The sequence below is a fragment of the Lentzea sp. CA-135723 genome (genome assembly GCF_050936595.1).
Taxonomy (GTDB): Bacteria; Actinomycetota; Actinomycetes; order Mycobacteriales; family Pseudonocardiaceae; genus Lentzea.
The window spans coordinates 1,666,058-1,690,632 of record NZ_JBNJMK010000001.1; the positions used below are offsets into that span (position 1 = coordinate 1,666,058).

General features: G+C 71.1%; 26 protein-coding genes. 13 read left to right on the plus strand and 13 right to left on the minus strand.

Annotation, left to right across the window (positions count from 1 at the left end; translation table 11 throughout):
* Positions 1 to 4: 4 nt before the first annotated feature.
* From ACQEU1_RS07120 to ACQEU1_RS07130, 3 genes are all read right to left on the minus strand, one after another.
* Complete coding sequence (locus ACQEU1_RS07120; RefSeq protein ID WP_433197507.1) at positions 5 to 193, minus strand: hypothetical protein; 189 nt, start codon at positions 191 to 193, stop codon at positions 5 to 7.
* A gap of 10 nt (positions 194 to 203) precedes the next feature.
* The gene (locus ACQEU1_RS07125) at positions 204 to 1,292 is read right to left on the minus strand and encodes an anion permease (RefSeq protein WP_433197509.1); all 1,089 of its coding nucleotides are present in this window, start codon (positions 1,290 to 1,292) and stop codon (positions 204 to 206) included.
* Positions 1,293 to 1,368: 76 nt separating this feature from the next.
* The gene (locus ACQEU1_RS07130; protein WP_433197511.1) at positions 1,369 to 2,259 is read right to left on the minus strand and encodes an oxidoreductase; all 891 of its coding nucleotides are present in this window, start codon (positions 2,257 to 2,259) and stop codon (positions 1,369 to 1,371) included.
* Between the two features lie 83 nt (positions 2,260 to 2,342).
* Here ACQEU1_RS07130 and ACQEU1_RS07135 point away from each other — a divergent pair, with 83 nt between their 5' ends.
* Positions 2,343 to 2,909, plus strand: a complete 567-nt coding sequence (locus ACQEU1_RS07135; protein ID WP_433197513.1) for a dihydrofolate reductase family protein — start codon at positions 2,343 to 2,345, stop codon at positions 2,907 to 2,909.
* On the opposite strand, the gene ACQEU1_RS07140 is transcribed toward ACQEU1_RS07135, so the two are convergent.
* Genes ACQEU1_RS07140 through ACQEU1_RS07170 form a run of 7 tightly spaced genes read right to left on the minus strand, consistent with a single transcriptional unit; the run spans position 2,902 to position 9,210 of the window.
* Positions 2,902 to 3,282: an ATP-binding protein gene (locus ACQEU1_RS07140; protein WP_433197515.1), complete on the minus strand. Its 381-nt coding sequence runs from the start codon at positions 3,280 to 3,282 to the stop codon at positions 2,902 to 2,904. The two genes, ACQEU1_RS07135 and ACQEU1_RS07140, sit on opposite strands and share 8 nt — an antisense overlap.
* The gene (locus ACQEU1_RS07145) at positions 3,279 to 4,838 is read right to left on the minus strand and encodes a SpoIIE family protein phosphatase (protein ID WP_433197517.1); all 1,560 of its coding nucleotides are present in this window, start codon (positions 4,836 to 4,838) and stop codon (positions 3,279 to 3,281) included. The genes ACQEU1_RS07140 and ACQEU1_RS07145 overlap by 4 nt, the downstream gene beginning before the upstream one ends.
* A complete protein-coding gene (locus ACQEU1_RS07150) occupies positions 4,835 to 6,559 on the minus strand; it encodes an ATP-binding protein (protein WP_433197519.1) in 1,725 nt (574 codons plus the stop codon). Before ACQEU1_RS07150 ends, ACQEU1_RS07145 begins: the two co-directional genes overlap by 4 nt.
* Positions 6,556 to 7,593 (minus strand): ATP-binding protein, encoded by a 1,038-nt coding sequence (locus ACQEU1_RS07155; protein WP_433197521.1) that lies wholly within the window; start codon positions 7,591 to 7,593, stop codon positions 6,556 to 6,558. The genes ACQEU1_RS07150 and ACQEU1_RS07155 overlap by 4 nt, the downstream gene beginning before the upstream one ends.
* Positions 7,581 to 7,994, minus strand: a complete 414-nt coding sequence (locus tag ACQEU1_RS07160; protein ID WP_433197523.1) for an anti-sigma regulatory factor — start codon at positions 7,992 to 7,994, stop codon at positions 7,581 to 7,583. The genes ACQEU1_RS07155 and ACQEU1_RS07160 overlap by 13 nt, the downstream gene beginning before the upstream one ends.
* Entirely contained in the window at positions 7,994 to 8,359 is a 366-nt protein-coding gene (locus tag ACQEU1_RS07165; RefSeq protein WP_433197525.1) for an STAS domain-containing protein, read from the minus strand. The genes ACQEU1_RS07160 and ACQEU1_RS07165 overlap by 1 nt, the downstream gene beginning before the upstream one ends.
* Positions 8,359 to 9,210: an STAS domain-containing protein gene (locus tag ACQEU1_RS07170; RefSeq protein ID WP_433197527.1), complete on the minus strand. Its 852-nt coding sequence runs from the start codon at positions 9,208 to 9,210 to the stop codon at positions 8,359 to 8,361. Before ACQEU1_RS07170 ends, ACQEU1_RS07165 begins: the two co-directional genes overlap by 1 nt.
* Positions 9,211 to 9,445: 235 nt before the next feature.
* Here ACQEU1_RS07170 and ACQEU1_RS07175 point away from each other — a divergent pair, with 235 nt between their 5' ends.
* From ACQEU1_RS07175 to ACQEU1_RS07200, 6 genes are all read left to right on the plus strand, one after another.
* Positions 9,446 to 10,015: a TetR/AcrR family transcriptional regulator gene (locus ACQEU1_RS07175; RefSeq protein WP_433211367.1), complete on the plus strand. Its 570-nt coding sequence runs from the start codon at positions 9,446 to 9,448 to the stop codon at positions 10,013 to 10,015.
* A 14-nt stretch (positions 10,016 to 10,029) separates the two neighbouring features.
* The gene (locus tag ACQEU1_RS07180) at positions 10,030 to 11,976 is read left to right on the plus strand and encodes an ABC transporter ATP-binding protein (protein WP_433211370.1); all 1,947 of its coding nucleotides are present in this window, start codon (positions 10,030 to 10,032) and stop codon (positions 11,974 to 11,976) included.
* 85 nt (positions 11,977 to 12,061) lie between these two features.
* Positions 12,062 to 13,000 (plus strand): NmrA/HSCARG family protein, encoded by a 939-nt coding sequence (locus ACQEU1_RS07185; RefSeq protein WP_433197529.1) that lies wholly within the window; start codon positions 12,062 to 12,064, stop codon positions 12,998 to 13,000.
* Positions 12,997 to 14,064 carry a CE1758 family FMN-dependent luciferase-like monooxygenase gene (locus ACQEU1_RS07190; protein ID WP_433197531.1) on the plus strand — a complete coding sequence of 356 codons (1,068 nt, stop codon included), beginning with the start codon at positions 12,997 to 12,999 and terminating at the stop codon, positions 14,062 to 14,064. Before ACQEU1_RS07185 ends, ACQEU1_RS07190 begins: the two co-directional genes overlap by 4 nt.
* Positions 14,061 to 14,624 carry a CE1759 family FMN reductase gene (locus ACQEU1_RS07195; protein ID WP_433197533.1) on the plus strand — a complete coding sequence of 188 codons (564 nt, stop codon included), beginning with the start codon at positions 14,061 to 14,063 and terminating at the stop codon, positions 14,622 to 14,624. Before ACQEU1_RS07190 ends, ACQEU1_RS07195 begins: the two co-directional genes overlap by 4 nt.
* Before the next feature lie 36 nt (positions 14,625 to 14,660).
* Complete coding sequence (locus ACQEU1_RS07200) at positions 14,661 to 16,448, plus strand: BTAD domain-containing putative transcriptional regulator (RefSeq protein WP_433197535.1); 1,788 nt, start codon at positions 14,661 to 14,663, stop codon at positions 16,446 to 16,448.
* Here ACQEU1_RS07200 and ACQEU1_RS07205 read toward each other — a convergent pair.
* Complete coding sequence (locus ACQEU1_RS07205; RefSeq protein WP_433197537.1) at positions 16,424 to 17,401, minus strand: helix-turn-helix transcriptional regulator; 978 nt, start codon at positions 17,399 to 17,401, stop codon at positions 16,424 to 16,426. The genes ACQEU1_RS07200 and ACQEU1_RS07205 overlap by 25 nt on opposite strands.
* A gap of 94 nt (positions 17,402 to 17,495) precedes the next feature.
* Here ACQEU1_RS07205 and ACQEU1_RS07210 point away from each other — a divergent pair, with 94 nt between their 5' ends.
* From ACQEU1_RS07210 to ACQEU1_RS07235, 6 genes are all read left to right on the plus strand, one after another.
* Positions 17,496 to 17,843 (plus strand): nuclear transport factor 2 family protein, encoded by a 348-nt coding sequence (locus ACQEU1_RS07210; protein ID WP_433197539.1) that lies wholly within the window; start codon positions 17,496 to 17,498, stop codon positions 17,841 to 17,843.
* Positions 17,844 to 17,896: 53 nt separating this feature from the next.
* Complete coding sequence (locus ACQEU1_RS07215; protein ID WP_433197541.1) at positions 17,897 to 18,253, plus strand: hypothetical protein; 357 nt, start codon at positions 17,897 to 17,899, stop codon at positions 18,251 to 18,253.
* Positions 18,250 to 19,131 (plus strand): WXG100 family type VII secretion target, encoded by an 882-nt coding sequence (locus ACQEU1_RS07220; RefSeq protein WP_433197543.1) that lies wholly within the window; start codon positions 18,250 to 18,252, stop codon positions 19,129 to 19,131. Before ACQEU1_RS07215 ends, ACQEU1_RS07220 begins: the two co-directional genes overlap by 4 nt.
* Entirely contained in the window at positions 19,128 to 19,571 is a 444-nt protein-coding gene (locus ACQEU1_RS07225; RefSeq protein WP_433197545.1) for a hypothetical protein, read from the plus strand. Before ACQEU1_RS07220 ends, ACQEU1_RS07225 begins: the two co-directional genes overlap by 4 nt.
* Positions 19,572 to 19,585: 14 nt before the next feature.
* Positions 19,586 to 20,524 (plus strand): acyltransferase domain-containing protein, encoded by a 939-nt coding sequence (locus ACQEU1_RS07230; RefSeq protein WP_433197547.1) that lies wholly within the window; start codon positions 19,586 to 19,588, stop codon positions 20,522 to 20,524.
* A gap of 65 nt (positions 20,525 to 20,589) precedes the next feature.
* On the plus strand, positions 20,590 to 21,165 hold the full coding sequence (locus ACQEU1_RS07235; protein WP_433197549.1) for a dihydrofolate reductase family protein: 576 nt from the start codon (positions 20,590 to 20,592) through the stop codon (positions 21,163 to 21,165).
* Here ACQEU1_RS07235 and ACQEU1_RS07240 read toward each other — a convergent pair.
* Both ACQEU1_RS07240 and ACQEU1_RS07245 read right to left on the minus strand, forming a co-directional pair.
* Positions 21,152 to 22,099, minus strand: coding sequence for a glycoside hydrolase family 6 protein (locus ACQEU1_RS07240; RefSeq protein ID WP_433197551.1), 948 nt, complete (start codon positions 22,097 to 22,099; stop codon positions 21,152 to 21,154). The two genes, ACQEU1_RS07235 and ACQEU1_RS07240, sit on opposite strands and share 14 nt — an antisense overlap.
* Before the next feature lie 28 nt (positions 22,100 to 22,127).
* Complete coding sequence (locus ACQEU1_RS07245; RefSeq protein ID WP_433197553.1) at positions 22,128 to 24,341, minus strand: glycoside hydrolase family 9 protein; 2,214 nt, start codon at positions 24,339 to 24,341, stop codon at positions 22,128 to 22,130.
* Positions 24,342 to 24,575: the final 234 nt, after the last annotated feature.

Here is a 24,575-nt window from a genome sequence, read left to right on the forward strand (position 1 = left end):
GATCTCAATGCACTGCCACCAGGTAGATGCCGTACCCGGCGATGGCGGCGCACACCAGGTAGCTCGCGGCGGGCAGCACGCGCTGCCCGCGCGCGGCCGCCGCGATCCCCGCCGAGAACACCGCGACCGTGCCCGCGCCGAGCACGAGCGAGACGATCAGCACGAAGCCGAGAGCGGCCCAGTCGATCTGCACGGCGAACTCCTCACGCTGCCTGGTTGACGTTGTGCGCGCCCACGGGATTGCGGCGCGAGAGCACCCAGCACGCCACGCCGACGGCGGCACCGGCCACCGCCACCACGGTCACGCCGACCGTCCCCTGGGCGGCGGTCCGCCCGGCGATCGCGCCCACGATCGCGGCGGCGGGCAACGTGAGCAGCCACGCGACGGCCATCCGTCCCGCGACGGTCCACCGCACGTCGGCCAGCCTCTTGCCGACGCCCGCACCGACCACGCCACCCGCGCACACGTGCGTTGTGGACAGTGCGAACCCCATCTGCGACGACGTGAGGATCACCGTCGCCGCCGACGCCTCCGCCGCGAACCCCTGCGGCGCCTCGATGTCGGTGATGCGGGTGCCGAGCGTGCGGATGATCCGCCAGCCGCCGAGCCACGTGCCGAGCGCGATGGAGAGCCCCGCCGAGATGATCACCCACAGCGGCGGCCCGGCACCCGCGGGCAGCGACCCGGCCGTGATCAGCGTGAGGGTGATGATGCCCATCGTCTTCTGCGCGTCGTTCGTGCCGTGCGCGAGCGACACCAGCGAGGCCGACGCGATCTGCCCGTACCGGAACCCGCGCGTGGCCGTCTTGGCCCGCTTCGTGATCGTGTACGCCAGATAGGTTCCAACGCCCGCGACGAGACCTGCGATCAGCGGGGACGCGACCGCGGGCACGAGCACCTTCTCCACGACCGCCCCGAACCGGACGGCGTCCGATCCCGCCGCCACCCACGTCGCCCCGATGAGACCGCCGAACAGGGCGTGCGACGAGCTCGACGGCAGGCCCAGCAACCAGGTGGCGAGGTTCCACACCACCGCCCCGACCAGCCCGCCGAACACCACGGCGGGCCCGATCCGCGTCTCGTCGACCAGTCCGCCGGCGATCGTCCGCGCCACCTCGATCGACAGGAACGCACCGGCCAGGTTCAGCACCGCCGACACCGCGACCGCGACCCGCGGCGGCAACGCACCCGTCGCGATCGACGTGGCCATGGCGTTGGCGGTGTCGTGGAACCCGTTGGTGAAGTCGAACACCAACGCCGTCACCACCACGACCACAACAATGACTTCCATGCCGGTCGGAGTTCCACACCGGATGAACGCAGCCGCACCGCCGGATGAACTCTGGGGGCTCACCCGGCCGTTCTGCTCAGGACTGCGCCGCCAGCGGGAACGTCACGCCGGTGAGCCGTTCCGACGTCTCCCACAACCGCCCCGCCAGCACCGGATCGCTCGCCGCCGCCGACCTCCCCACCAGCGTGGGGTGGCCGTGCAGCTCGAACCTCCCGTCCGGCCCGACGTAGCTCGCGCCCGGCAGGTCCTGGGTGGCCGCGTACAGCGACGGCCACGCGCCCTGCGCCTCGGTCTGCGCGAGGTGGCGGCCCACGAAGTGCGCGACCTTCACCAGGTGCGGGTTGCGGCCCTTGGTGCCGAGGTTGCTCGCCGTGTAGCCGGGGTGGGACGCCACCGCGAGCACCGGCGACCCCGCCTGCCGCAGGCGGCGGTCCAGCTCGAGCGTGAACAGCAGGTTCGCGAGCTTCGAACGGCCGTAGGCCTTCTGCGGCCGGTAGCGCGCGAGGTCCAGGTCGTCGAGGTCGAGCACGCCCACCTTGTGCGCGCCGGAGGCCACCGTCACCACGCGGCCGGTGATCGACGGCAGCAGCAGGTTGGTGAGCGCGAAGTGGCCGAGGTGGTTGGTGCCGAACTGCAGCTCGAACCCGTCCGCCGTGCGGCCGAACGGCGTCAGCGCCACCCCGGCGTTGTTGACCAGCACGTCGATCTCGCCCTGCCAGCCCTCGGCGAACGCGCGCACCGACGCCAGGTTCGCGAGGTCCAGCGCGCGGACCTCGGTGGTGCCCGGCAGTCCGGCCGCCACGCGCTCGCCGGCCGCGACGTCGCGCACCGCCAGCACCGTCCGCGCGCCCGCCGCGGCGAAGGCGGTCGCGGTGCCCCTGCCCACCCCGCTCGCGGCACCGGTCACGACCACGGTGCGACCGGTCAGGTCGGGAAGGTCCGCTGCGGTCCACCGGTGCGTCGTCATGATCGCAGTCTAGGCAGGCGCCGCTGTCGAACCAGGCCTCGCCCGATCGACGTAGAGGCAACGAACCGGAAAGGACCTCCACCATGGCACTCGTCATCTGCGACATGTCGATCTCGCTCGACGGCTACGTCACCGGCCCGAACGCGAGCCGCGCCAACCCGTTCGGCGACGGCGCGGGCGGCCTGCACGACTGGATGTTCCAGAACCCGATCGACGAGGACCGCCGGCTCCTGGACGACGCGGTCGCCCACTGCGGCGCGATCGTGATGGGCAGGACGTCGTTCGACAAGACGGTGAACGAGTGGGGTCCCGGCGGCCCCGTTCCCGGCACGCCCAACTTCGTGGTCACCCACCACGCTCCCGCGCAGGCCCACGAGGGCTACACGTTCGTCACCGACGGCGTGGCGAGCGCGATCGAGCAGGCTCGGGAGGCCGCGGCCGACAGGCGGGTCGGCCTGCACGGTGCCACGGTCGCGCAGCAGGCCCTGCCGCTCGGCCTGGTCGACGAGATCTTCGTGCACGTGGTGCCGCTGCTGCTCGGCGGCGGCACGCCGTTGTTCGCCGCGCTCGGGTCCGCGATCGAGCTCGAACGGATCGCGACCCACGCCTCCCCCGCCGTCGACCACCTGCGGTACCGGGTCGTCAGCTGACGCACGCCACCACGGCGAAGACCGTCTTGCCGTGCTCGCCCGGCCGGCACCCCCACTCGCGGGAGATGTTGTCCACCACCACGATCCCCCTGCCCCGGTGCTCCCCGAGGCGGGACCGGCCGTACACGGGCTGGGTGGGCGAGTCGTCGTCGACCTCCACCGTCACCTCGCACGGGTCGTGGTCGTGCAGGAGGCGCAGGCGGCCGGTGCTCGGCGTGTGGTCGAGGACGTTCGTCACGAGTTCGGTCACCACGAGCTGGACGTCGTAGAGGTGGTCCTCGCCGAGCATCCGCAGGATCGTGGTGAGCTGCCGGCGCAGCGACGACATCGACATGCCCCGTTCGACGGGCAGGTCGGCCAGCAGCGCCGTCATGCGAGCCGTCGCAGCAACAGCAGCGCGATGTCGTCCTGCTTGCCCTGGCCCAGTTCGGCGAGCAGGCGGTCGGCGAGATCGTCCATGTCCGCGGTGTTCGACACGGTGGCGCGCAGCTTCTCCATGCCCTCGTCCAGGTCGACGCCCGGCCGTTCGACCAGGCCGTCGGTGATCAGCAGCACCGTGGTGTCCGGTGGTAACGGCAGTTCGGTGGCTTCCGGCCGGTTCAGGCCGATGCCGAGCAACGGGCCGTGGACGCGGGCGTAGCGGGCACCCTGCCCGTCGACCACGAGGGGCGGCACGTGGCCCGCGTTCGCGACCTCCATCGTGCCCGCGGCCAGGTCCACGCGCAGCAGGCACATCGTGGTCAGGCCGCCGGTCGGGTGGAAGCGCTGGAGCAGGGCGTCGACCCGGCGCAGGATCTCCGCCGGCCGGTGCCCCTCGACGGCGTACGCGCGCAGCGTGTGCCGCACCTCCGCCATGATCGTCGCCGCCTCGATCGAGTGGCCGCACACGTCCCCGATGGCGATCAGCACGTGGTCGTCGAGCTCGATGACGTCGTAGAAGTCGCCGCCGATCTCGGCGTTGCTCGACGCCGGCACGTACCTGGCCGTCATCGGCAGCGCGGGGTGCCGCGGCAACGTGCGGGGCAGCAGGCTGCGTTGCAACGTGAGCGCGAGCGAGTGCTCCTCGGCGAACGTGTGCAGCCCCTCCGCCGCGAGCGCGGTCGCCTGGCCGAGCTGGCGCAGCAGGTTCCGGTCCTCGTCGCTCGTCACGGCCGTCCACGCGACCGCGATGCCGATCGGCGGCCGGCGAGGCCTCGTGCGCACCAGCACCACCGCGGCGGGCTGCACCGGGTGCCACGGCGCCGGGCCGTCCTCGACCACGGTGACACCGACCCCGCGCAGCCGGGCCGACATCCACTCCTCGATCTCGGCGGTGTCGGGCCGGGACGGCGCGGTAACGCCCGCCGCCGCCACCCGCAGCGAGTCGGACGGCGCGGTGAGGACTGCGGTCGCCGCCGCGCCGAGCACGTCCGCCGCCCCGATCGCGGCGGCCTCGGCGAGCGCGTCGAACGTCGTCGCGGCGTTGATGGCGAACGTGGCGGTGGTCAGCCGGGTCAGCCGGGCGGCCAGGTGTTCGGCGAGAGCGCGGGCGCGGTGGTAGCGCAGCGCCGCCTCGACGTTGGCGAGCAACTCGCCCGGGTCGACGGGCTCGGTCAGGTAGGCGTCCGCGCCCCTGGTGAGGCCGGTGACCTTGTCCTCGGGCTCGATGTAGGTCGCCGAGAGCATGACGACCGGGATCGAGCTCGTGCGCGGATCCGCCTTGATCCGCTCCGTGACGTCGTAGCCGCTCATGTCGGGCAGGTGCACGTCGAGCAGGATCAGGTCGAAGGAGTCGCCCTCCAGCGCGACGAGCGCCTCGGCGGCGGTGGTCGCCTCGACAACCGTGTGACCGTTGCGGCGCAACCAGGTGCAGGCGATGAAGCGACTCGCCTCGAGGTCGTCGACCACGAGGACCCTGGCCGGTCCGCCGCTCATGGCTGTCGGGTTCATCGGCTGTCCGTTCTGCGTGCGGTGAGCTGGGCGTCCCTGATCGCCCTGGACACCGTTTCCGGCGAGATCCGGGCCTCGTGCAGCATCGCCGCGCCGAGACCGTGCACGCTGCGGGCGAGACCACCGGGATCGTCGCCGCACACGATGACCACAGGTACCCCGGCCAGATCTGGATCAAGCCTCAGCACCGACAACACCGCGCTGCCGCTCATCAACGGCGAGCTCGCGTTCACCACGAGCAGGTCGGGCCGCCGCTGCTTCGCGAGGTTCAGCGCGCTGCGGCCGTCCTCGGTCTCGAGGACCTCGGCGGCGATGCCGGTCATCGCGGCGCGCAGCCGGCCGCGGTTGGCCTCGTCGCCGTCCGCGATCAACGCGCACGCCACCGGCGCGGCCTGGACGAGCTCGTCCTTCGCGGTCGGCAGGGTCAGCACGACCTCCGTGCCGACGCCCGCCGAGCTGCTCAGCACCAGCGTCCCGCCGAGGATCTCGGCGAGCTTGCGCGCGTAGGACAGGCCGAGGCCCGTGCCGCTCGCCCCGACCTGCAACGCGTTCGGCACCTGGTAGAACTCCTCGAACACCCTCGTCTGCTCGCCCTCGGGGATGCCGATGCCGGTGTCCACGACGACGAACCGGACCTCGTCCGGACCGGGGCCCGCCTCGGCGGTGAAGCGGATCTCGCCGCGCTTGGTGAACTTGACCGCGTTGGACAGCACGTTGCGCAGGATCCGCACGAGCATCGTCTCGTCGGTGACGAGCGGGGGTACCTCCGGGACGTCGTCGACGACCAGCCGCACGTCGCCGGACCGCAGCAGCGGCCGCACCGCCGAGCGCAGCTGGGTGAGCACGTAGTCGAGCGCGACGGGCGCGGGCCGCGGCTGGAGGCTGCCGGACTCGGCCTTGGCGGTGTCGAGCAGCTCGTTCACCAGCGCGAGCAACGTCGCCGCTGACTCGTTGATCAGGTCGACGTGGTGGCGCTGGTCGTCGGTCATGGGATCGCCGCCCGGCCCGGCGAGCAGCCGGGTCAGGCCGACCACCGAGTTGATCGGGCCGCGCAGCTCGTGGCTGATGTTGGACCAGAACCGGATCCGGGCCGCGGCCGCCTCGCGCAGTTCCGCGGACTTGGCGTCGAGCTCCGCGTAGAGCGCGACCACACCCTGGTTCGTCTGCTCCAGCTCTTCGGACAGCTCCTGGTAGAGCGCGACGACACCGCGGTTGGTCTCCTCCAGTTCCTCGTTGAGCCGCTCCAGCTCCTTGCTCTTGGCCTCCAGGTTCTCGAGCGTCTCCAGCAGTTCCTGGTTCTGCGTGCGCAGTTCGTCGAGCGCGGTGGTGCCGCTGCTGTCGCGCAGGTCGTCCAGCAGTCCGTCGTCGGGCACGACGGCGTGCGGCACGTGCTTCACGAGCGTCACGCCGGAGGACGTCGTGAGCATCTCGTTCATCAGCCTGCGGGCGGTGTCCCAGCCTGGGCCTGCCGCGACGACCGGCCCGTGCCAGGTCAGCTCGACCAGCAACGCCGCGACCGGGGCGCGCCGCAACCGGAAGACCGCGGTCGTGCTCACGTCCTGCCGCACCAGCTCCCGGCCGAGGTCGCTCAGCGCCGTCGCCACCCGGATCTGGTCCTGCCCGTCGAGCCCGACCGAGGCCGCGACCTGGCGGCCGCGCTGGCGGAGCAGGAACACGTCCGGCTCCTCGCCGATCACGAGGCGCAGCAGGTCGCTCGTCATGCCGGTCTGGCCACGAGCACGCAGGCGTCGTCCTTGCGCACGCCCGCCTCGCGCAGCAGCGTCGCCGCGATCAGCAGGGGCGGATCGGTGCGCAGGTCGCTGCCGTGGTCGGCGCCCCAGCGTTCGGTGAGACCGTCGGAGTGCAGCACCACCACGGCCCGGTCGGGGAGCTGGTAGTCGAACGCGCGGATCGTGCGCGCCTGGTGGCCCGCCACGCCGGGCACCGAGATCATGCCCTGCTTGCGGTCGTCGGCCAGCACGGCGGCGGCGATGTTGCCGAGCCCGCAGAAGCGGACGGTCCGCGCGGCGAGGTCGACGTCGGCGACCGCCACCGCGCCTCCCCGCGTGCCCCGCAGCGCAGCGTGCAGCCGGGCGACCGCCTGCTCCGGCGGCAGGAAGGGCTGCTCGCGGAACAACCGCACCGCGATGTCCGACGCCGCCGCCGCGAGCGGCCCGTGCCCCGAGCCGTCGCACATCATCAACACCATGCGGTCGGCGGTGCGGCAGGCCGCGTAGGCGTCGCCGCACATCTCCTCACCGCCGATCGGCCTGGTCAGCCCGGCCGCGGGTTCGTCACCCCACTCGGGCGTCCAGTCGAGGACGGGCGCGAACCTCGCCACCAGCGCCGTGCCCGCGCCGGGCCGGGAGGTCATCGCGCACGACGTCGCGAGCCTCGCCACCGTGCCCAGGCCCACGCCGAGCGTGCCGGTCGTCGAGTGCCCGTCCTCCCAGGCCAGCGCCAGGTCGGCGATCCCCGGCCCGCGGTCGATCGCGACGATCTCCACGGCCGCGTCGCGCTCGCCGCGCACCGAGCGGATCAGCACGACGCCGTCGCGGGCGTGCTTGTGCAGGTTCGTCCCGATCTCGGTGGCGGCGAGGCCGATCTCCGCGACGCGGTTCGCGGCGAACCCCAGCCGTTCGGCGAGCGACGTGGCCGCCCGGCGGACCCTGCCCACGTGGGCGGTCTCCTCCAGCGCCAGCCACGACTCGTCGCGCACCAGCGGCAGGCACTGCGGCGCGGTCACCTCTTCCACTTGGTCACCGTCACGACCGTGCCGCGGCCGACCTCGGTGTCGAGGTCGAACTCGTCGACGAGACGGCGGGCGCCGCTCAGCCCGAGGCCGAGACCGCTGCCGCTGCTCCACCCGTCGGCAAGTGCGAGGGTGAGGTCCGGGATGCCGGGCCCCTCGTCGTGGAACGAGGCGCGCACGCCGGCGCGGCGGCCGTCGCCGACCTGCTCGACGCGGGCGAACCCGCCCCCGCCGTAGATGAGCGTGTTGCGGGCGAGCTCGCTCGCCGCGGTGACCAGTTTCGTCTGGTCCACCAGCGAGAGCTTCGCGTCCTGGGCGTACGTGCGCACGAGCTGACGGACGCGCACCACGTCGTCGTCACCGCTGATCGGTACCTCCTCCGGCCCTTCGGACCGGGGCGGCATCAGGCGTCCCGCGTTCGGAGCTGTCCCAGGATCTTCATGCCGCGTTCGAGGTCGAGCGCGGTCCGCACGCCGCCGAGCGTGAGACCCAGCTCCACCAGCGTGATCGCCACGGCCGGGCGCATGCCCACGACCACGGTGTCGGCGTCGAACAGCCGCGAGATCCCCGCGATCGTGGCGAACATCCGCCCGATGAACGAGTCGACGATCTCCACCGCGGAGATGTCGATGATCACGCCGTGCGCACCGGTGGCGCTGATCTTCTCGGCCAGGTCCTCCTGCAGCGCCAGCACGCTCTGGTCCTGCAGGTCGATCTGGATGGAGACGAGCAGCACGCCACCGATCTTCAGAATCGGGACGCGTTCCATCACTGCGCCTCGCGGCGCACGACGTCGACGCCGTCGCGGCGCAGCGCGTGCCGCAGGGCGTCGGCGAGGGAGGCCTTGGTGACGATGTCGCCGAACTCAATGCCCAGCGCCACGATCGTCTGCGCGATCTGCGGCCGGATGCCCGACACGATGCACTCCGCACCCATCAGCCGGGCCGCGACCACGGTCTTGAGCAGGTGCTGCGCGACCTGCGTGTCGACGGCGAACACACCGGTGATGTCGATGATCGCGTGCTCGGAGCCGGTCTCCACGAGCGCTTCCAGCAGCTTCTCCATCACGACCTGCGTGCGCGCGGAGTCGAGCGTGCCCACCAGCGGCACCGCCAGCACGCCCTCCCAGATCTTCACCACCGGCGTGGTGAGCTCCAGCAGCTGCTCCGACTGCTCCCGGATGATCTCCTCGCGGGCGCGGGCGTAGAACTCGAACGTCAGCAGCCCCAGCGCGTCCAGCAGCCCGGAGAACGCCATCAGCTGGCGGAACATCTGCGGGTCTTCGCTGTTCTCGGTGAGGCCGAAGACCTCGCGCTTGAGGGAGAAGACGCTCGCCGCGGTCTCGGACGGGGTGAAGCCCGCGCGCACCCTGGCCCGCGAGTACTCCTCCAGCAACGACCGGATCTCGCCGAACTCCGGTCCCGCGGTGTCCTTGCCGTCCCGCCCGACCAGGGGCAGCAGCGCCGCGAAGAACTCCCTGAAGTCGGCTTCCAGCTCCACCCTCGTCGACCGCCCGCGCAGCAGCGCGGCGACCACGCCCACCCACTGGTCGATCAGGGGTTCGGCGTTGGCCCGCAGCAGGTCGGTCAGGGTCTGGGCGCGCTCCGCGTCCGCAGTCACACAGGTCTCCTCAGGCAGTCGGCACACGTCGAATCCCGGCAGGAACACCGCTGCGCCGACTGCTTGACGCTCACCTGCCGCCCGCAGCCTACAGGCGATCTTCCGGGGCGGAATCCCGGCACGTGTGGCGCACGTATCAGTCCGCCTCCAGCGAACCCATTTGACGGAGTGAGCGCTCACTCCGCATCATGGGCGCATGACACCAGCACCCGAGACCCGGCGCCGAGCGCCGGGCATGAGCGTCGAAGAGCGGCGCGCCATGATCGTGCACGCGGTGCTGCCGCTCCTGGTCGAGCACGGCGCCAACGTCACGAGCAGCCAGATCGCCCGCGCGGCCGGCATCGGCGAGGGCACGATCTTCCGCGCGTTCAAGGACAAGGACGAGCTGCTCGACGCCTGCACGGCCGAGGCCCTCAAGCCCGACCACGTGCTCGACGCGATCGCCGAGATCCCCGCCGGCCAGCCCCTGGAGGACCGGCTCGTCGAGGCCGCAGAGGCACTCGGCGCGCACCTCGAACGGATGGGCGCGCTGATGAGCGCCCTGCACGCGTCCGGCCGCGTGAAGCACCGCGACCCCGGCAGCCCCCGCAAGGGCGGGCGCCGCGAGTCGATGGCCGCCATCCGCGGCGCGATGGTCGAGTTGTTCGACCCCGAGAAGGACCGGCTGAGGCTCCCACCCGAGCAGCTCGCCGGCCTGTTCCTGACCCTCCTGTTCGGCGGCCGCAGGCTGGCGCCGGACGTCGAAGCGCCCACCACGCGCCAGGTGGTCGACTTCTTCCTGCACGGCGCTGTGGAGGCTGAATGATCCCGGGCGGAGGAATGGAGTTCGCGCTGGGGCGGCGCAACCGCCGCCGGCGCGCGTCGACGGTGCCGGACAGCGGGCTCACGGGGCCCGTCGACATCCCGGAACCGGCGCAGGACGACGAACCGAAGGACCTGCGGTCGCGGCTCAAGCGCGTGCGGACGTCCGTGGCGGGCACGGTCCGCGGCCTGCCGAAGGTCGCGCGGCTGACCTGGCAGGCCAGCCCGGCGCTGACGATCGTGCTGGCGCTGATCACGTTGCTGGCGGGGCTCCTGCCGACCGTGACCGCGTACATCGCGAAGCTGTTGCTGGACTCCGTCGTCGCGGCGATCCAGGGCACCGGCACCACCCGCGACATCGTCGACGTCGCGCTGTTCCAGTTCGGCGTGCTCGCCGCGACCGCCGTCAGCAGCGCGTTGACGTCGATCGCGCAGTCGCTGCTGCAGGAGCGCATGACGCTGACGATCCGGCACCGGGTGATGGCGCACGCCAGCGACCTGCACCTCGCGTACTTCGAGGGCTCGACGTCGTACGACATGCTGCGCCAGGCCGCGCAGGAGGCGCCGACGCGGCCGCTCGCGATGATGAACTCCGCGCTGGGCCTGCTGCGCACGCTGATCACGTTCAGCAGCATGATCGCGCTGCTCGTGGCGATCAGCCCGCTGCTGGCCCTGGTCGCGTTGCTGGCGCCGATCCCGGCGTTCATCTCGCAGTCGAAGTACGGCTCGCGCGCGTTCTGGCTGACGTTCATGATGTCGCCGATCAAGCGGCGCATGGACTACCTGTCCTCTTTGGTCACGACGGACACGTACGCCAAGGAGACCAAGCTCTTCGGGCTCGGCCCGTACTTCGTCGACCGGTTCCGCCGGCTCGGCACCGTGGCCTACGAGCGCTCGCGGAAGCTCACGATCAACCGCAACGTCAGCTCGACGTCGTGGGGCCTGCTCAGCACCGCCGCAGGTTCCGCGATCACGCTGTACATCGCACTGGAAGCGGTCGGCGGCCGCCTCACCCTGGGAGACCTGGCGCTCTACACGGCCGCGGCGGCGTCCGTCCAGGCGTCGGTGTCGGGCCTCTTCACCGCGTTCTCCGGCATGTACGAGAACAACCTCTACCTCGACACGCTGTACCGGTTCCTGGACACCAAGCCGGAGATCACCGCCCCCGCGGAACCGCGCCCGATGCCGTCCACAGTGGAGGGACACATCAGGTTCGACGGGGTGACCTTCACCTACCCCGGCGCTCAGGAACCCGCGCTCGACCACGTGAGCTTCGAGATCCGCCCCGGCGAGACGGTGGCGGTCGTGGGCCGCAACGGCGCGGGCAAGTCGACGTTGTTCAAGCTGCTCTGCCGCCTCTACGACCCGACCGGCGGCCGCATCCTGCTCGACGGCGTGGACATCCGCGAGTACGACCCGGTCGCACTCCGAACCCGGATCAGCGCGATGTTCCAGGACTACGTGACCTACCAGGGCACCGCGGCCGAGAACATCGGCCTCGGCGACCTGACCAGGCTGGAGGACCGGCCGCACATCGAGGACTCGGCCCGCCGAGCAGGCGCCGACGAGCGGATCGAACGACTCCCCCGCGGCTACGACAGCCCGCTCGGCCGCTGGTTCGACCAGGGCGTGAGCCTGTCCGGCGGCGAGTGGCAGAAGATCGCGCTGGCCAGGGCGTTCCAGCGGGAGGCACCGATCCTGGTGCTCGACGAACCGACCTCGGCCCTCGACGCGCAGGCCGAGCACGACCTGTTCGCCCGGCTGCGCGAGCTGTCGGAGGGCCGGACGACGCTGTACATCTCGCACCGGTTCTCGACCGTGCGGCAGGCCGAACGCATCCTGCTGCTGGAGCACGGCAAGGTGGCCGAGTACGGCACGCACGAGGAGCTGATGGCGGCCAAGGCCGGGTACGCGGACCTGTTCACGCTGCAGGCGCAGGCGTACCTGGACGAGGTGCCGAGCTAGCGGCGTGCATCAGACGTGCACAGAACGCCAACGTCGCGGGACTTCCATGGGGTTCAGACATCCACAACAACCCCGAGGAGTCCCGATGACCGGCAAGAAGATCATCGCAGTGGTCGGCGCCACCGGACAGCAGGGCGGTGGCCTGGCCCGCGCCATCCTCGACGACCCGGACGGCGGGTTCGCCGTCCGGGCGTTGACCCGCAACGCTGACTCCCCCGCCGCCAAGGAGCTCGCGGCGAGCGGCGCCGAGGTCGTCACCGTGTCCGTCGACGACGAGGAGAGCCTGCGCTCCGCTCTCGAAGGCGCGTACGGCGCCTACTTCGTCACGGCGTTCTGGGAGTACAACGACGTCGCGCGCGAGCAGGCGCAGGCCAGGGCCATGGTGAACGCGGCCAAGGCGGTGGGCCTGCAGCACGTCATCTGGTCGACGCTGCCGGACACCCGCGACCACCTGCCGGCCGACCGCGTGCCGACGTTGCACGGCAGCTACAAGACCCCGCACTTCGACAGCAAGGCCGAGATCGACGGCTTCTTCCGCGAGGCCGGCGTGCCGACCACGTTCCTGTCCACCACCTTCTACTTCGACGCGTTCCTCGACTTCTTCCGCCCGCAGCGGGGTGCGGACGGCAAGCTGGCGCTCGCGCTGCCTATGGGGGACAGCCCGTTGCCCGGCATCGCGTCGGAGGACATCGGCCGCACCGCCTACGGCATCCTCCAGCGCGGCACCGAGCTGGTCGGCGAGACGATCAGCGTGTCCGGCGAGAACCTGACCGGCGCCGAGTACGCCGCGACGTTCACCGCGCAGCTCGGCGAGGAGGTGGCGTACGTCGCGATCAGCGACGACGACGTGCGCAACAGCGGGGCGCCGGGAGCCGACGACATCGCCAACATGTTCGTCTTCTACGCCGAGCACGCGGAGTTCTTCGCCGGTGCGCGCGACCCGGAGTTCGTCCGGACGCTCAACCCGCGCCTCAAGGACTTCTCCACGTGGCTGGCCGCCAACGGCGACAAGTTCGCGTCATGACGCAGTTCGGCATCTTCTCGGTGGGCGACATCGCGCCCGACCCGGTGACGGGACGGGCGCCCACCGAGCACGAACGCCTCCAGCGGATGGTCGAGACCGCCCTGCGCGCCGAGGCGGCCGGCCTGGACGTGTACGCGACCGGCGAGCACCACAACCGGCCGTTCGTCACGTCCTCGCCGACCACCCTGCTCGGGTACGTCGCGGCACGGACGTCGCGCATCGTGCTGTCCACGTCGACCACGCTGATCACCACGAACGACCCGGTGAAGATCGCCGAGGACTACGCGACGCTGCAGCACCTGGCCGGCGGGCGGGTGGACCTCATGATGGGGCGCGGCAACACCGGTCCCGTCTACCCGTGGTTCGGCAAGGACATCCGCGACGGCATCGCGCTGGCCGTCGAGAACTACGCGCTGCTGCACCGGTTGTGGCGGGAGGACGTGGTGGACTGGGAGGGGCGGTTCCGCACGCCGTTGCAGAGCTTCACCTCCACACCGCGGCCGTTGGACGACGTGCCGCCGTTCGTGTGGCACGGGTCGATCCGCAGCCCGGAGATCGCCGAGCAGGCCGCGTTCTACGGCGACGGCTTCTTCCACAACAACATCTTCTGGCCCGCCGAGCACACCGCGCGGCTGATCGACCTGTACCGGCAACGGTTCGCGCACCACGGTCACGGCACGCCCGAGCAGGCGATCGTCGGGCTGGGCGGTCAGGTGTTCATGCGCCGCAACTCGCAGGACGCCCGGCGCGAGTTCGAGCCGTACTTCGCCAAGTCGGCGGTGTACGGCGGCGGGCCGTCGCTGGAGGAGACGATGCGCCGGACACCGTTGTCGGTCGGCAGCCCGCAGGAGGTGATCGACCGGACGCTGACGTTCCGCGAGACGTTCGGCGACTACCAGCGGCAGCTGTTCAACGTCGACGGCATGGGGCTGCCGCACAAGGCGGCGCTGGAGCAGATCGACTTCCTCGGCGAGGAGGTGGTTCCGGTGCTGCGCAGGGAGTTCGCGCTCGGCCGGCCCGCCGACGTGCCGGACGCTCCGCTGCACCCGGCGGTGAGGTCGTGAGGCTCGCGGTGGTGACGGCGGGGCTGCGGCACCCGTCGTCCACCCGGCTGCTGGCCGACCGCCTCGCCGCAGGCGTCCTGGCGGCGCTCGGCGCGACGGCGCCGCTGACCTCGGCCGACGTGACGGTGGTCGAGACGCGCGACCTCGGCCACGACCTCGTCGACCACTTCGTCACCGGCTACCCGTCCGAGCCGCTCAACCAGGCCCTCACCGCTGTCACCGAGGCAACGGGCCTGATCGCGGTGACGCCGACGATCAGCGGCTCGTACAGCGGTCCGTTCAAGATGTTCTTCGACGTGTTCGACAAGGACGCGCTGGCGGGCAAGCCCGTGCTGCTGGGTGCCACCGGCGGCACGGCCAGGCACTCGCTGGTGCTGGAGCACGCGCTGCGGCCGTTGTTCGCCTACCTGCGCGCCGACGTGGTGCCGACCTCGGTGTTCGCCGCGCCGGAGGACTGGAGCGGCGCGGCGGCCCCGGACGTGCTGCACGGCCGCGTCCAGCGAGCCGCGGCGGAGCTCACCGGACGGATGATCGCGCAGGAATACCCGGTACGCGGCTGATGTTGTGCGACGTGAGGCTGCGGAGAGGAATCGCCGGTGCGCGAAGGGTTGCGGTTCGAGGTGCTCGGACCGGTGCGGGCGTGGCTGGGCGAGATCGAGATCCCGCTCGGGCCACCCCAGCAACGAGCGATCCTCGGCATCCTGCTGCTGCGCGGTGGCCGCTCCGTCACGCCTGACCAGCTGATCAGCGCCGTGTGGGGTCCCGAGGCACCGCAGGCGGCCACCGGCATGATCCGGTCGTACGTCTCCCGCCTGCGCCGCGTGCTGCCCGCCGGCGTCATCACCTCCGTCGGCGGCGGTTACGCGTTGCCACCGACGAGCCTCGACGCGACGGACTTCAGCCGTCACCTCGCCGAGGCCCGCGCCGCCGGCACCGCCCACGCCACCGCCACCCACCTGCGCGCCGCGCTGGACCTCTGGCGGGGCGTCCCGCTCGCGGGCGTCAACGGCGACTACGCCGAGTCCGAACGCGTCCGCCTGACCGAACAACGCCTCGCGGCGATCGAGGACCTGGCCGCCGCCGACATCGAACTGGGCCGCCACGTCGAGGCCGCCGACGCGCTCGACGAGGTCATCGCGGGCGAACCCCTCCGCGAACGCCCGCGCGAGCTGCTCATGCACGCCCTCTACCGCGCGGGCCGCCAGGCCGACGCGCTGGCCGTGTTCGCCGACGTCCGCCGCCGCCTCGACGACGAACTGGGTCTGGAACCCGGCCCCGAGCTGCGCGAGATGCAACGCCGCATCCTCACCTCCGACCCGGCGCTCGTCCGCGACCAGCCCGCGCACCACCGCCACCCCGCCCAGCTGCCACCGGACCTGCCCCGTTTCGTCGGACGGTCCGAGCTCATGTCCGGCATGGTCGACGCGCTGAACCCGGCGGACGCGAGCGTCCCGCTGCTCGGCCTGGAAGGCCTGGCGGGCGTGGGCAAGACCGCCCTGGCCGTCCACATCGGACACACGGTCGCCGCCCGCTTCCCCGACGGCCAGCTGTTCGCCGACCTGGGCCGCACCACCGACCCGCTGTCCGCCCTGCTGCGCGCCCTGGGCCACACCGACCTGCCCGCCTCGGAAGCCGAACGCGCGACGCTCTGGCGCTCCAGCACGGCGGGACGGCGGCTGCTCGTGGTGCTGGACAACGCCCGCGACACCCACCAGGTCCGCGCGCTGCTGCCCGGCACCGGCGGCCCTGCCGTGCTGATCACCGCCCGGCAACGGCTCTACAGCCTCCCGTACGGCCACTGGCTGCGCCTCACGGGCCTGCGCCCGGACGAGTCCCTCGCCCTGCTGGAGGAACTGGTCGGCGACCGCGTCCGCCGCGACCCCGACACGGCCCGCGTCCTGGTCTCCCGCACCGCCGGGCTCCCCCAGGTGATCGCCGGCATCGCCACCAGGATCGCCTCCCGTCCGGAGTGGACACTCCCCGACGCGCTGTCCCGCCTCGGCAGGCCCCGCGAGGACGCCGTGGTGCGGCCACCGGAGTGCACGGTGATCGAGGAGCCCTTCGTCTCCGCGCTCGACGAGCTCGCGCCCGCCCAGGCCCGCGCGTTCCGGCTCCTCGCGATCGGCGACGGCCCGGACATCAGCCTGCCCGCGGCCGCCGCGGTGCTGGACCTGCCGGCCCGCGAGACGGCCCTGCTGGTCGAGTCGCTGGTGGACGTGCACCTCATCGCCTCCGCGGGCGGCGACCGGTACGTCTACCCGGAACCGGTGCGGCACTTCGCCCGCGGCCGCGCCTACACCGACGACGGCCCCGAGGCGTACCAGGAGGCGCTGACCAGGCTGGTCAGGTTCTACAGCGCTCAGCGCGACGGCGTGCCGGCCTGAGCACCGTAGAGGCCGGCGATCGCTTTCGCCTGCCGCGCAAGGGCTTCGCGGGCCTCGTCCGGCGCGAGCACCTCGACGCCGGGACCGAACGCCAGCAGCTGCTCGACGGCGCGCAACGACCGGAAGCGCAGCTCGACCTCGCTCCAGCCGGCCCTGCGCGGCACGGGTGAGTCCGCGATGTCTCCCTGGTGCACGCGCAGGAACAACGCGAGCACCTCGTCGCTCACCAGCGCGGTGACGGCCACGGACGACGGCAGGTCGTCGATCCTGCGCCGCAACGACTCCCACACGTCGTCCAGCTCCACACCGTCCCGCCGCCGCACGGGTTCGGTGACGACGACGGCCGACTGCGCCCGGTCCACGCGGTAGAGCTGGGGCTCTCCCTGGAAATCAGCGACCAGGTACCAGACACCCGCCTTGTTGACCAGGCCGTACGGGTCGACGGTGTAGCTGCGCACGCGGTTGTCGCGACCGTGCCGGTAACGCAGCCGCAGCCGCCAGTCGGCGAACACGGCCCGTTGGTAGACCTCCAGGTCCGAGGCCGCGCCGGGGGCTCCTCGCCAGCGGACGGGGTCGATCAGCACGCGCCTGCTGGTCAGGTCGGCACCGCCCTGGTGCGGGGCGGGCAGGGCGGCCATCACCTTGCGCAGCGCCGATCCCAGGGCCTGGCCGAGGCCGAGGTCGGCGTGCGCGGAGCCGGCCAGCACGACGAACAGCGCGCGGGACTCGTCGGCGGTGAGGCCGGTGACGTCCGTCTGGTAGCCGGGCAGCAGTGCGATGCCGCCCTGGGGACCGCGCACCGTGTAGACCGGCACGCCCGCCGCGGACAGGGCCTCGAAGTCGCGCATGATCGTGCGCGCCGAGACCTCCAGCCGTCCGGCCAGGTCGGCGGCGGACAGCTGTCCGTGGGTCCGCAGGAGCAGCAGGATCGAGAGCAGGCGGTCGGACTTCATGTCAGGAAATCTCCTCCACCTATATGACAGGAGATGACATATACGGCGGTCAAGACTCTGGTGCAAACAGATCGACGAGAGGAACCACCGAGTCATGACCGCGCAGATGATCGCTCAGGAGTACGTGCAGGCCTGGACGGGCGGCGACGCCGAGAAGGCGCTGAGCTTCGTGGCGGACGACGTCGTGTGCGAGGCACCCACCGGGCGCATCGAGGGGATCGAGGGCTACCGGCGGTTCCTGGCGCCGTTCGTCGGCAGGCTCACCAGGGGCGAGGTGCTCGACGTGCTCGCGCGCGACAGCCGTGCCGTGACCGTCTACTCCATCGACCTGCCGTTCGTGCAGAACGTGCACGGCACCGAGTACCTCACCGTGACCGACGGCAAGATCAGCCACGTGATCAGCGTGTTCGACATGGCGCCGATGCTGAAGGCCCAAGGCTGAGCCATAAGGAATCTCTATGTATCGGCGGGCGACAACGGACGACTTTCCCGGTTATGGGAGAGAAGTTCCACGTCGAGCCGGATGAGCTGCGCGGGTACAGCGGCCTGCTCGAACGCCAGGCCGAGCACTTCCTGACGATCAGGGAGCACGCGATCGAGAAGGGCGGGGACACGTCCGGGTTCACCGGGCTGCTGTCCCTGCTCGACCCGGTCGTGATCGGCGTCGCGCAGCTCTACGGCGAGACGCTCACGGCGGCCGGCCAGAAGATGACGCAGGACGCCGAGTCGCTGGTGAAGTCCGCCCACGCCTACGAGAAGGCGGACGCGGTGGGTGTCTGCCTGCTCGACACGGCCGGCGGGCAGATGGAGGCCCCGTCGTGGCTGGGCCGGTTCCTGGGGCTGGGCGGATGAGCGCCGGGGTCTGCAACGGGTACCAGGACGTCGAGGACCCGGCCGTCGCGTTGCGCGCCGCGCCGGAGGACCGGCCCGGCAGGCAGACGGTCAAGGAGCTGATCGAGGCCGCCGGCTGGAAGATCCAGGGCGTCAACTGGATCTACCAGCAGGTCACCGGCGACGACCTGGTGCGCGACCTGGTCATGCCGCTGGCGGGCGACTTCGAGAAGATCGACGCGAACGCCGCCGCGTGGGACCGCATCGCCAAGGCACTCGACAACGTGCGGCACAACGTGAACAACGGCATCGAGGAGCTCTCGCCGCACTGGGACGGCGGCGCGGCCCAGAGCTTCGAGAACCGCGTGCGCCGCACGTGGACCACGGCGATCGAGTGGGACTCGCAGATCGCGAAGTTCATCGGCGACCGCTTCAAGAACATGGCGAGCTCCTGCCGTTCCGCGGCGAAGCTCGCGCTGACGTTGCTCGACAAGATCTGCGACAAGCTGATGAAGGCCGCGATGACGGCGTGGATCCCGCTCGTGGGCTGGGGCCGTGCCGTGTGGATGGTCTACGACGTCGTCAACATCGTCGACCAGGTCCGCAAGCTCATCCAGTCGATGCAGACGCTGATCGAGGGCGTCCAGGGCATGATCAACGGCATCAAGCTGATGGGCACCGCTCTCGCTCGCATCCCGGACGTCCGCGACGTCAACGACTTCTTCGACGTGGTCGACGCGTGGCAGGACGGCAAGGAGAAGTTCGGCGACGGCGCGTCCGCGGCGGGCGGCGGCGCGTGGGGCGTGGTCAAGAGCGGCTACAAGGGGCGCAGCAAGTTCAACGAGGCAGCCAAAGAGGAGCGCTGGGCCGACAAGGCCACCTCGGGCGGTGCGGAATGACGTTCCCGTACGAGAGCGCCCGCCAGCAGCTGCAGGCGTGGCAGAAGGATCTCGACGCGCGCGGCGCGCAGCTGGAGAAGGTCGCGCTGGAAGCGTCGCGGGTGCAGAGCCGCGGCGGCGAGCTCTCCCCCGCCGACCTCGCCGAGATCGAGAAGTTCGCGAAGTCGAAGGACGCTCCGAACGCGTTGAAGGACCTCCAGCGCAAGGTCGACTCGGGAGCGTTCTCCTGGCAGGACATCGCTTCCGGCCGGGCCGTGCACGATCCCGAGGTGCAGCGGGCGATGCATACCAGCATGCCGTCGCTGAAACGCGCGTACACCGGGATCAAGGAGGGGCAGAACCTCGACGAGATCGTCGCGGCCGGTCAGCAGCGCGCCCGGCCGTCACGCGGCGACTACGACGACGACCTGCCGAGCGACTTCACCGAGGACGCGTTCTAGGTAGGGTCGTTCCCGTGGATCTGAAGGAGACCGCCAGCCTGCTCGGTGTTCCCTTCGCGGAACTGGACCGCGTGCGCGACCTCGCCGGTGACCGGCCGGCCGCTCCCCTGCCCGCCCGGGCCGAGGCACCCGCGCTGCTCGCCCGGCTCGGCGTACCTACCGCCGACGCCGCCGAGATCGTGGAGGGCTGGCCGGGCACTCCACTGTGGACACCGGAGCTGAACTGGTTGCTGGACCGGTCGATCGCGCTGGTCCGCGCCGACCTCGGCGGGTTCGGCTGGCTGCCGCCGGGACCGGAGCTGCCACGCGACCGCGGCCCGGCGTGGCGGCACTTCTACGTGTACGTCTACCTGGCGTTGGTCGACGTCGTGCGCGGCTATCACCGCGACCACGGCATCCCCGACGAGGTGTCGTGGACGACCCTCGCGGACCTGGGCCGCAACCTCGCGGTCGACCGGCGCATGGGCGGCGAGGGCTGGCCGGTCATGCAGAGCTGGCTGACGCTGCACGCGCGCGGCGGTGTCTACGAGCTCGGCCGGTTGCAGCACCAGCGCGGTGAGACCGCTCTCTCGCTGCACGTGCCGGACACCGGACCCCTGACACCTGAGGCGGTCGACGCCTCGCTCGCCGCGGCTCGCGCCTTCTTCCCTCGCCACTTCCCCGACGAGCGCTACTCGTCGTTTTCCTGCGGGTCGTGGCTGCTGGACCCACAACTGCTGGAGCACCTGCCCGCCGACTCCAACATCGTGCGGTTCCAGCGGCGGTTCGAGCTGGAACCGCACGAGGAGCTGGAGGGGATCGACGCCGACGTCGAGGTGCTGCGGTTCGTGTTCCGCACCCTGACCACGCCACTTGATCGACTGCCCCGCCGCACGCTGCTCCAACGCGTGGTCCTCGACCGCCTCGCCGCAGGTCACCACTGGCAGTGGCGAGTCGGAAGATTTCCTTTCTAAGCGTGTCGAAACTGCAGTGAGCCGTTCGTTTAGGGGGTGACTTCGACTTCCTAAGGGGTGCGGTGATGCGTTCAATCTCGGCAACGATGTTCGTGACGCTCGACGGTGTGGTGCAGGGTTTCGGCCGCCCGGACGAGGACACGCGCGGCGGTTTCACCCACGGCGGGTGGGGTGCGCAGTACAACGACGAGGTGCTGGGCGCCGAGATGGGCAAGGGCATGGCGCAGAGCGGGGCGATGCTGTTCGGGCGGCGCACGTGGGAGGACTTCATCGGCGTGTGGGCGTCGGCGACCGACGGGAACCCGTTCAGCACGCACATGAACGCCGCGCGGAAGTACGTGGTGTCGTCGGGTCTCGCCGACGCGGGCGCGTGGGAGAACTCGGTGCTGTTGCGCGGCGTCGACGACGTGGCGGCGTTGGACGAGGACCTGTCGATCATCGGCAGCGCGGCGCTGGTGCGGTCGTTGCACGCCGCCGGGCTGGTGGACCGGTTCACGCTGGTGATCCACCCGCTGACGCTCGGCACCGGCGCGCGCCTGTTCGACGGGCCCGCGCCGGTGACCGAGTTCGAGCTGACCAGCAGTGTGAGCACGCCGAAGGGCGTGATCGTGGCGACCTACGAGCGGCTCAGGTCCCGTTGATCAGCCGGACGGCCAGGTCGGGGTTGAACGTCCCGGCCGGGGTCGTCGGCGCGATGCCGCACGGCCCGTCGGACACGCCAGGTGTCTTCACCCACAACGACATCTCCGCACCGCCACCGGTCTGGGCGGTGACGCCGAGCTTGGCCCCCGCCGGGTTGCACCAGCCGTTCGGGTCGGAGTTGCGGCCGTTGGCGTTGCGGCTCGTGTCGACCACGAACGGCCTCGCGGCGGGCAGGAAGCCGTTGACCTGGTTGGCGTAGGTGATGGACTGGCTGGTCGTGTAGTAGTTGGACACGTTGACGGAGAACCCGCGGATGTTGGCCACCCCGGCCTCGTTGAGCCGGTACGCCATGGTCGACGGGGTGCCCCAGCCGGCGTTGCCCGCGTCGAGGTAGGCGTAGGTGTTGGGCGCCTTGGCCTTGAACTGCTCGGTGGCGTACCTGAGCAGGCCCGCCATCTCGTCGCGTTGCGCCTGGGTCAGGCAGCCGTAGGCGGCGAGCGCGTCCGGTTCGATGATCACGACCGCGGGTTTGGCGCCGATCCCGGCCGCGAAGCTCGCGATCCAGGTCCGGTACGCACCCGCGCTGCCGGCGCCGCCGCCGGAGTGGCCGCCGCAGGCGTCCCGGTTGGGGATGTTGTAGGCGACCAGGACGGGCAGTTTGTCCTGGCCGTCAGCGGCGCCGGTGTAGTTGGCGACGGTCGAGGCGATGTTCGCGTCGTTGCCGAACCAGCGCGCGATCGGCTTGGAGCTGATCGAGTTCTGGATCCGGGTGCGCCGTGCGTCGTTCGGGTTGTTCTGCACCCAGGTGGCCGGGGCCGAGCCGGGGTTGACGTACCAGCCGCTCGTCATGCCGATCGGGCTGGCCGCGCCGGCGGGCGTGGCCAGGACCGGTAACAGCAGGACGGCGACGGTGGAACGGACAATCCACCTCATTGTGGATCTCCTCTCGGACGGGTGGGGTTCAGCGGGTGTCGGCGAACGCCGCGACCCAGGCGAGCGCGGAGTTCCAGTTGATGGCGACCTCGTTGGTGGACCAGGAACCCAGCTCGTCGATGTAGCACTTCGCGGGGGCGCAGCCGGGCAGGTTCTGCTGCGCGACCGGGTCCTGCAGGCCCGAGTTCGGGCCGCCGGCGAGTGCTCCGGCGGGCGGGTTGGGGTAGGCCGCGTTGACCGAGTGCGCCCAGTGCCGGTGGTGCTGGTTGTGGCTCGCCTGCTCGCCGTAGCCGCTGACGAACGACTGGTTGAGGCCGTTGCGGCCGAGCAGGTAGTCCATCGACTCCAGCACGCCGTCGCTGTACTTGCGGTTCAGCGTGGTGTCGTAGGCCATCGCCATGATCATCGACGCGGTGAGCGTGGCGCTGGTCGAGCCCCAGGCGTACTGGCCGTCGGCGGGCTTGGACGGGTTCGGGTAGCCCTGCGACTTCAGGTCCCTGAGGTGGCCGTCGGCGACGTTGATCAGCCGTGCGCGGGCGGTGATCACGCGGTCGAGCGGGAACCTCAGCGGCAGGCGCATGATCGTGAGGTCCGCGAGGCCGCCGGTGTCCTTCCAGGAGAACCCTGCCGAGGTCAGCTTCGTGGTGACCTTGCTCAGGTACTCGCGCTTGCCCGTCGTCGCGTACAGCTCGGCGCCGGCCCAGGAGAACTCGTCGGTGACGTTGGTGTCGTCGTAGGCGCCGCCGCCGACGCTGTCCTCGTCCGGGGCGTACTTCGCGGGGTTGGCCAGCGCTGCTTTCCACGCCGTCTCGGACGCGGCCAGGCACCTGTCGGCGAACGCGCGGTCCCAGATCTTGAAGACGCGGGCGCACTGGGCACCGGCCGCGGCGAGGTTCAGCGTGGCGGCGGTGGACGGGGCGTGCAGGTAGCGCGGCTGCGGGTCGTTGCCCGGCAGCATCGGGTGCGCGGTCCAGGCCAGGTCGTGGATCTTGTGGTGGGCCATGCCCGCGAACGGTTTGCCGGCAGGCACCTGCATCTTCAGCAGGAACTCCATCTCCCAGCGCGCCTCGTCGAGCACGTCGGGCCGCCGGTTGTCCTGCTCGGGGATGCTCAGCAGGCCGTCGCGGATGCCCTCGACGTCGAACGTGTAGAGAGAACGCTCGTAGGTGTCCATCAGCTGCCACGCGGCGAGCGCGCCGTTCACGACGTACTTGCCGTGGTCGCCCGCGTCGTACCAGCCGCCGCTCACGTCGAGCGCGTAGTCGCACTCCCCCGGCAGGCACGGGACGGAGACGTCGCCCTGGTTGGGGGCGACGCCGACGTGGCCCGCCGGCCGCGCGTAGGCGTCACCGACGTACTTCGCCTCGATCGGGATGCCGCTGCGGTTGTGGTAGAAGTACGCCAGCGAGTCACGTCGCAGCTGGTCGTAGGGCTTGTCGGTGATGTCGAACGGGTAGCTGCTGTCGGTCCCGACGGTCAGGCTGTAACCGCTTCCAGCCTTCCGGAACGACGAGAAGTCGGCGATGTGCACGTCGTCGCGTGTCATCGCGTCCTTGCCCTTGACCTGCGTTTTTCCGGCCTGGACGACCTTGCCCGCCGCATCCTTGAGCTGCCAGTCGAGCGGTGTCGTGGAGCTGCTGACGATCGAGGCGCGCTTCGTGCCGGTCGTCGGGTACGCGTACTGGTTCGTGCGCACGGGTGAGCCGTAGTCCCAGCCACCACCGGGCGGGACGATGCCGCCGGTCAGCGACACGTCGTCGATGCACAGCGTGTAGGGCTCGGCGGACACGCCACCGGCCTGGATCGCGACCTGGCCGCCGGTGCGGGTGGCCACTGTGGACGTTCCGGTGAACTCGAACGTCCTGGGGGTGCCGGTGAGCGCGGCCGGCTTGTTGAGCACGGTGGTGTTCGGCGGGGAGGCGAGCGCGACGGCGGCCCTGACCGTGACGTTCTTCGTCGCGGTGGCGGTGAAGCGCAACGTGTACGGCTGACCGGCTTCGAGCGGAACGTCGTTCTGGCCGATCATCGCCGTCCACGGGTTCGCGGTGCCGCCGGGGATCTGCGCGCACAGCCTGCCGCCGGCCACTGTGGACGGAGCGGTTCCACTGCTCCACCACGGGGTTTTCCCGGAGTCGAACGTGCCGTTGAGCACCCGCTCGTAGGCCTCGGCCGCGTTGGCGGAGGGCACGAGCGCACCTATCAGGACCAGCGGGAGGCCGACCGCGGTCAGCCTGGTCTTCACGGACATACCGGAGCCCTTTTCGGTTCGAAGGTCTGCCGGCACGACCGCAGCGTCGGAGCGAATGTTCACCCACCCGACCCTCGGTGTCAACGACTCCGCGTCATCGAAACGTGATCCGGGCCAGGTCTTCCCATCCCGGTGAACTCGTGGTTAAAGTCCTGTAAGCGCTCACAGTCTCCCCCGATCCCGCTGGGCGCACACCGGCCGAAGCCGCAGCGTCGCAGCAGGTGAACG

Excerpts from the sequence above, each read along its gene's own strand:
- ACQEU1_RS07125 (WP_433197509.1), bottom strand. The coding sequence starts at position 1,292 with ATGGAAGTCATTGTTGTGGTCGTGGTGGTGACGGCGTTGGTGTTCGAC.
- ACQEU1_RS07130 (WP_433197511.1), bottom strand. The coding sequence starts at position 2,259 with ATGACGACGCACCGGTGGACCGCAGCGGACCTTCCCGACCTGACCGGT.
- ACQEU1_RS07135 (WP_433197513.1), top strand. The coding sequence starts at position 2,343 with ATGGCACTCGTCATCTGCGACATGTCGATCTCGCTCGACGGCTACGTC.
- ACQEU1_RS07140 (WP_433197515.1), bottom strand. The coding sequence starts at position 3,282 with ATGACGGCGCTGCTGGCCGACCTGCCCGTCGAACGGGGCATGTCGATG.
- ACQEU1_RS07145 (WP_433197517.1), bottom strand. The coding sequence starts at position 4,838 with ATGAACCCGACAGCCATGAGCGGCGGACCGGCCAGGGTCCTCGTGGTC.
- ACQEU1_RS07150 (WP_433197519.1), bottom strand. The coding sequence starts at position 6,559 with ATGACGAGCGACCTGCTGCGCCTCGTGATCGGCGAGGAGCCGGACGTG.
- ACQEU1_RS07160 (WP_433197523.1), bottom strand. The coding sequence starts at position 7,994 with ATGCCGCCCCGGTCCGAAGGGCCGGAGGAGGTACCGATCAGCGGTGAC.
- ACQEU1_RS07165 (WP_433197525.1), bottom strand. The coding sequence starts at position 8,359 with ATGGAACGCGTCCCGATTCTGAAGATCGGTGGCGTGCTGCTCGTCTCC.
- ACQEU1_RS07175 (WP_433211367.1), top strand. The coding sequence starts at position 9,446 with ATGAGCGTCGAAGAGCGGCGCGCCATGATCGTGCACGCGGTGCTGCCG.
- ACQEU1_RS07180 (WP_433211370.1), top strand. The coding sequence starts at position 10,030 with ATGGAGTTCGCGCTGGGGCGGCGCAACCGCCGCCGGCGCGCGTCGACG.
- ACQEU1_RS07185 (WP_433197529.1), top strand. The coding sequence starts at position 12,062 with ATGACCGGCAAGAAGATCATCGCAGTGGTCGGCGCCACCGGACAGCAG.
- ACQEU1_RS07190 (WP_433197531.1), top strand. The coding sequence starts at position 12,997 with ATGACGCAGTTCGGCATCTTCTCGGTGGGCGACATCGCGCCCGACCCG.
- ACQEU1_RS07205 (WP_433197537.1), bottom strand. The coding sequence starts at position 17,401 with ATGAAGTCCGACCGCCTGCTCTCGATCCTGCTGCTCCTGCGGACCCAC.
- ACQEU1_RS07210 (WP_433197539.1), top strand. The coding sequence starts at position 17,496 with ATGACCGCGCAGATGATCGCTCAGGAGTACGTGCAGGCCTGGACGGGC.
- ACQEU1_RS07215 (WP_433197541.1), top strand. The coding sequence starts at position 17,897 with ATGGGAGAGAAGTTCCACGTCGAGCCGGATGAGCTGCGCGGGTACAGC.
- ACQEU1_RS07220 (WP_433197543.1), top strand. The coding sequence starts at position 18,250 with ATGAGCGCCGGGGTCTGCAACGGGTACCAGGACGTCGAGGACCCGGCC.
- ACQEU1_RS07225 (WP_433197545.1), top strand. The coding sequence starts at position 19,128 with ATGACGTTCCCGTACGAGAGCGCCCGCCAGCAGCTGCAGGCGTGGCAG.
- ACQEU1_RS07235 (WP_433197549.1), top strand. The coding sequence starts at position 20,590 with ATGCGTTCAATCTCGGCAACGATGTTCGTGACGCTCGACGGTGTGGTG.
- ACQEU1_RS07240 (WP_433197551.1), bottom strand. The coding sequence starts at position 22,099 with ATGAGGTGGATTGTCCGTTCCACCGTCGCCGTCCTGCTGTTACCGGTC.